At 33.5% G+C, this 4,877-nt stretch carries 6 protein-coding genes; all 6 read right to left on the reverse strand.

All coding sequences use genetic code 11. The features are described 5' to 3' along the window. Positions 1-70: 70 nt before the first annotated feature. Positions 71-1,276 (reverse strand): DUF4178 domain-containing protein, encoded by a 1,206-nt coding sequence (locus tag DIU01_RS11940; protein ID WP_290834749.1) that lies wholly within the window; start codon positions 1,274-1,276, stop codon positions 71-73. 6 nt (positions 1,277-1,282) lie between these two features. After that, entirely contained in the window at positions 1,283-1,645 is a 363-nt protein-coding gene (locus DIU01_RS11945) for an S-adenosylmethionine decarboxylase family protein (protein WP_290834751.1), read from the reverse strand. Positions 1,646-1,741: 96 nt separating this feature from the next. Then, positions 1,742-2,074: a 2Fe-2S iron-sulfur cluster-binding protein gene (locus DIU01_RS11950; protein WP_169524151.1), complete on the reverse strand. Its 333-nt coding sequence runs from the start codon at positions 2,072-2,074 to the stop codon at positions 1,742-1,744. A gap of 49 nt (positions 2,075-2,123) precedes the next feature. Beyond that, positions 2,124-3,176 carry an NAD(P)/FAD-dependent oxidoreductase gene (locus DIU01_RS11955; protein WP_290834755.1) on the reverse strand — a complete coding sequence of 351 codons (1,053 nt, stop codon included), beginning with the start codon at positions 3,174-3,176 and terminating at the stop codon, positions 2,124-2,126. A gap of 217 nt (positions 3,177-3,393) precedes the next feature. Further along, positions 3,394-3,633 (reverse strand): NifU family protein, encoded by a 240-nt coding sequence (locus DIU01_RS11960; RefSeq protein ID WP_290834757.1) that lies wholly within the window; start codon positions 3,631-3,633, stop codon positions 3,394-3,396. A gap of 78 nt (positions 3,634-3,711) precedes the next feature. Further along, a complete protein-coding gene (locus DIU01_RS11965) occupies positions 3,712-4,842 on the reverse strand; it encodes an Mrp/NBP35 family ATP-binding protein (protein WP_290834759.1) in 1,131 nt (376 codons plus the stop codon). Positions 4,843-4,877: the final 35 nt, after the last annotated feature.

Here is a 4,877-nt window from a genome sequence, read left to right on the forward strand (position 1 = left end):
CTATAGCTATTATAATTGATAGATAATTTTCTTTTATAAAATCTGATACTTTTTCCATTTGAAATTAATATTAGTAATTACCCCATCTTTTTTCTTCGAAATACCTTGAAAGGTAATAAATTACAACAATAAAAATTGTCATAAAAATAAATGTCATAAAAATATTTCGCATCGAAGGTTTGTTCCATGTTGCGCTTATAACTAACGAACTATTTGACAAATCCTCTGGAGCTTTGGAAGGTGTAATTGATAAATGGTATTTACCTTCTGCAACGCCACAAATATTGAAATTCTCTGATGTACTTCCTTCAGACCAACTTTCTCCATCAGTATTACCGTGATAATACTCGATATCTTTGGATGCATAAACTTCTTCGTTAGTCTTTTCGTTTACTAAAGCTACTTGAACATTTGCCCATGAATTATTCACATTTGAATAAACCGAAATTTGTAATGGTGCAGAACTTCCTTTTAATTCAAATGATGGGCTTACAAACTCTTTAGTAGTATAACTCTCAAAAGGAATAGAAGTGTTTAATACTTCTTGTTCTCTTCTATCTTTATTTAAAAACCAATGCGTTAACAAAATTAATATGGCAAAGGAGCAAAATATTATCACCAATTTTCTAACATCAAAAAGAAAAGGTTGCACCATTCCGATTTCTGACTTGGATGGAATTGCCGAAGTTTTGAAAGCACTTTTTATAGCACTTCTTGAAATGTGTTTTCCGTAAAATGCGGTTTGCTCTTGTCCAAATTTTTCAAATGAAACAATATAGGGTGGATTTATGTACTCTATTAATTCAATTTTATTTAAAATATTATAATCAAAATATCCAGAAGCATAATCTAGTTTTGGATAAGTATAATCATATCTTTCAAAGGTTTTATCCAAATAATCTATTTCTAAAGGATGATTGCCTACTTTCTTTTCGAATTCAATTTGTTCTAATAAAATGAAATTTCCTGAGGATTCTGATAAATAGAGAAACTCTCCTTTGTCGTTTTGCAACACATACTCTGCCCATCTTGTAACCGCATCGAATCTTTTAATTAAAAGTCCAATAATGGTGTAGGTTTCATTTTTAAATTCAGCTTTCTGACCCACAGAAAAAGCATTGTTATAAATTTCTTTTTTAAATCGATCTCTATATGTAAAATCATTGTTCTCATTCTTTGAATACAATGTACCACAACTTGGACAAGCAAAAAAACTTACGTCAATTTTTACATCTAATTTAGTTTCAGTATTACAATGGAAACAAGGAAAATCCATATCTATTTATCTATTAATTTCAAAATCTTTTAAAACAACCGCATTAAAATAATTTATAAAAGCATTGGTAATACTTTTTACTTTTTGAGTATTATCTTGTAAATAATTACACAAATAAACATCAAGAGTAAGCTGTTTAAATTCGGGCCATGTGTGAATACAAATATGAGATTCTTTTAAACAAATAGCAATGGTAAAACTATTATTTTCAAAATTATGAGTAATAATTCCGACTTTTTCAAGTTCAAATTCTTGAATTATTTTTTCTGAAAATGCAATAAAAGAGTTGCTATTAGTGAGCAAATTGACATCGTTAACTTGAAGAGTTACTAGTTTATGCAATCCTGGAGAATAGGTGTTTTGATCCATCAAAATGAAATTCCAATTAATTTAGTGGAATATTTTGATTATACGTAAGTGTTAAAATTTTGTTACAAAAAAAGCGAAAATTTCTTTTCGCTTCTATTATTGTTCTGGTGCAATTTCGAGTTCTAGCCCATCTATTTCTTCAGTAATTCGTATTTGACAACCTAGTCTAGAATTGTCTTTTACATGATAGGCTTCCCAAAGCATGGCTTCTTCATCTGGATTTCTTTCTAACGAAATTACATCATTTAAAACATAGCATTGACATGATGCACACATTGCCATTCCGCCGCAAACACCAACGGTTCCTTCTTCGGCTAATTCATACATACGAATAACTTCCATGACATTTAAATTCATGTCTGTTGGCGCTTGAATTTCGTGAGTTTGTCCGTTTCGGTCGGTTATTTTTAGGGTAATATCTTGTGGCATTTTATTTTAGTATAAATACCTACAAGGTTTTATAAACCTTGCAGGATAATTAATCAATCGATTTTACAACTGCTTTTTCAGCTTCTTTTCTCGTTCCGTCGAAACCGTCAACTCCTGAAACTGTTGTGTATTTTAAAACATATTTTTTACCTGGATTGATTCTGTTGTAAACACTTTGGCACATTAAAGTTGCTTCGTGGAAACCACATAAAATCAATTTCAATTTTCCTGGATAGGTATTCACGTCACCAATGGCGTAAATTCCATCGATGTTGGTTTGGTAATCTAAAGCGTTGTTTACTTTGATAGCGTTTTTCTCAATTTCTAATCCCCAATTGGCAATTGCTCCTAATTTTGGAGTTAATCCAAAAAGCGGAATAAAATAATCGGTTTCAAAAACTTGTTGCACGCCTTCGTTTTCTAATACAATACTTTCAACATGGTCTTTTCCGTTTATGGCAACAACTTCTGCTGGTGTAATCAAGTTGATTTTTCCAAGTTTTTTTAATTCTTGCACTTTTTCAACTGAATCTAAAGCGCCACGGAATTCGTTTCTTCTATGTACCAAAGTAACTTCTGAAGCTACATTAGAAAGGAAAATACTCCAATCTAAAGCAGAATCTCCACCACCAGCGATTACTATTCGTTTATCACGGAATAATTCTGGATCTTTTACAAAATACTCCACTCCCTTTTCTTCGTAGAAAGCAATGTTTTCTAATTGAGGTTTTCTTGGTTCAAAAGTTCCTAAACCACCTGCAATTGCAACGGCTTTTGCATGATGTTTTGTTCCTTTATTAGTAGTAACTATAAAAGTTCCGTCTTCTAATTTATCAATAGTTTCAGCCGTTTCAGCCAAGGTGAATCCTGGTTGAAATTGCTTGATTTGTTCCATTAAATTGGTCACTAAATCACCAGCTAAAACTTCGGGATAACCAGGAATATCAAATATTGGTTTCTTTGGATAAAGTTCGGCAAGTTGTCCGCCAGGTTGCGGAAGTGCGTCAATGATGTGACATTTTAATTGTAATAATCCTGCTTCAAAAACGGTGAATAAACCGGTTGGTCCGGCACCAATGATGAGTATATCTGTTGTAATCATTTAGATAATTTATGAGTTTAGAAGTTTATGCGTTTAGAAGTTTGAAGTGCAAAAGTCCAAAACATAAATTTTTAAACATATGATATTTGTCAGTTTACGGTTGTTGCGTTAGGGATAGAGCCGATATCCTTTTGTGGAACGTTAGTGGAACAAAAGATAAAGGCGAAAGCCCGACCTGAAAGGTAACGCCCAAAAATTCGAAAAATTTAGAGCAACGTTATAGTATATTTTCTACAGTTTCTATTTGTGGTGCATACTTTTTTATGGTAGTTTCAACGCCAGCTTTCATTGTGCTGATGCTTAAACTACATGACGTGCACGCGCCTTGAAGACGCACTTTTACGTGCTTTTCATCGTCAATAGAAACCAAGCTGATGTCGCCGCCGTCAGAATTCAAGAATGGTCTGATTTCTTCGAGTGCTTTTTCAACATTTAGTGTTAATTCTTCGTGTGTCATAATTTAATTTAGTTTTCAGTCGCAGTTTTCAGCCGCAGAAAACAGTGTAAACTGTAAACTGAGACTGTAAACTGAATACTATTTCTTCACTGCAGAACATCCTGCCATTGTTGTTATTTTGATGGCTTCTGTTGGAGCAAGATTTTCGTTTCTGTTCACTACTTCTTGCACCACGTTTCTTGCTATTTCTTCGTATATTTTTTCTAATGGTGAAGCGGTTTGCAATGCTGCTGGACGACCATAATCGCCAGCTTCACGAATGCTTTGCACCAATGGAACTTCGCCTAAAAATGGTACTTGTAAATCTTCTGCAAGATTTTTGGCGCCTTCTTTTCCGAAGATGTAATATTTGTTATTTGGCAGTTCTTCTGGTGTGAAATACGCCATGTTTTCGATAATTCCTAAAACCGGAACGTTGATTGCTTCTGATAAAAACATGGAAACTCCTTTTTTAGCATCGGCTAAAGCTACGGCTTGTGGCGTACTTACGACAACCGCACCAGTTATTGGCAACGCTTGCATAATTGACAAGTGAATATCGCCTGTTCCTGGAGGTAAATCGATTAACATAAAATCTAATTGTCCCCAATCGGCATCAAAAATCATTTGGTTTAATGCTTTTGAAGCCATTGGTCCACGCCAAATAACGGCCTGACTTGGAGAAGTGAAAAACCCGATAGAAAGTAATTTAATTTCATAACTTTCGATAGGTTTCATTTTAGACTTTCCGTCAACTTCTATAGAAATTGGTTTTTCATTTTCTACATCAAACATTATTGGCATACTTGGACCGTAAATATCGGCGTCAAGAACTCCAACTTTGAATCCCATTTTGGCTAAAGTAACGGCTAAATTTGCTGTAGTTGTAGATTTACCAACACCACCTTTTCCTGAAGCTACGGCAATAATATTGCTAATTCCAGGAATAGATTTTCCTTTAATTTCGTTTGGATTTTCTTTGGCTTCGACTTTAATATTTACTTTCACGATGGCATCTGGAGAGAATTTTTCGTGAATTAGTTTTTTAATATCGTCTTCGGCACGTTTTTTAATGTGCATTGCTGGAGTTGCAATCATTAAATCTACTGTAACCTCATCGCCAAAAATAAGTACGTTTTTTACCGCGCCACTTTCTACCATATTTTTTCCTTCGCCAGCAATAGTAATTGTTTCTAATGCTTTTAGGATTTCTTTTCTATCTAACTTCATCTTCTTGTTTAAAAGTTTATGAGTTTAAAAGTTTA

The sequence above is a fragment of the Flavobacterium sp. genome, from assembly GCF_003525665.1.
Lineage (GTDB): Bacteria > Bacteroidota > Bacteroidia > Flavobacteriales > Flavobacteriaceae > Flavobacterium.

Bases quoted from the DNA above. Each gene is read 5' to 3' on its own strand.
- DIU01_RS11940 (WP_290834749.1), bottom strand. From the start codon at position 1,276: ATGGATTTTCCTTGTTTCCATTGTAATACTGAAACTAAATTAGATGTA.
- DIU01_RS11945 (WP_290834751.1), bottom strand. From the start codon at position 1,645: ATGGATCAAAACACCTATTCTCCAGGATTGCATAAACTAGTAACTCTT.
- DIU01_RS11950 (WP_169524151.1), bottom strand. From the start codon at position 2,074: ATGCCACAAGATATTACCCTAAAAATAACCGACCGAAACGGACAAACT.
- DIU01_RS11955 (WP_290834755.1), bottom strand. From the start codon at position 3,176: ATGATTACAACAGATATACTCATCATTGGTGCCGGACCAACCGGTTTA.
- DIU01_RS11960 (WP_290834757.1), bottom strand. From the start codon at position 3,633: ATGACACACGAAGAATTAACACTAAATGTTGAAAAAGCACTCGAAGAA.
- DIU01_RS11965 (WP_290834759.1), bottom strand. From the start codon at position 4,842: ATGAAGTTAGATAGAAAAGAAATCCTAAAAGCATTAGAAACAATTACT.